The 201-nt window shown below is 56.2% G+C and carries 2 tRNA genes; both read right to left on the bottom strand.

Going from position 1 to position 201, the window contains the following annotated elements:
- Window positions 1-2: 2 nt before the first annotated feature.
- Window positions 3-75 (bottom strand) — tRNA-Val (locus OGV38_RS00030).
- Between the two features lie 46 nt (window positions 76-121).
- A tRNA-Val gene (locus OGV38_RS00035) sits at window positions 122-197 on the bottom strand.
- Between the last annotated feature and the right edge of the window lie 4 nt (window positions 198-201).

Below are 201 nucleotides of genomic sequence, written 5' to 3' on the forward strand. Positions count from 1 at the left end.
GGTGGGTGATGACGGGATCGAACCGCCGACCCCCTCCTTGTAAGGGAGGTGCTCTCCCAGCTGAGCTAATCACCCACTTCGGTACTTCACATTTTAACAAGAAATCCAGCTGGCGAGAAATTGGTGGGTGATGACGGGATCGAACCGCCGACCCCCTCCTTGTAAGGGAGGTGCTCTCCCAGCTGAGCTAATCACCCACTT

Origin of the sequence: Citrobacter sp. Cb080 (assembly GCF_030334745.1) — a bacterium.
GTDB classification, from domain to species: domain Bacteria; phylum Pseudomonadota; class Gammaproteobacteria; order Enterobacterales; family Enterobacteriaceae; genus Citrobacter; species Citrobacter braakii.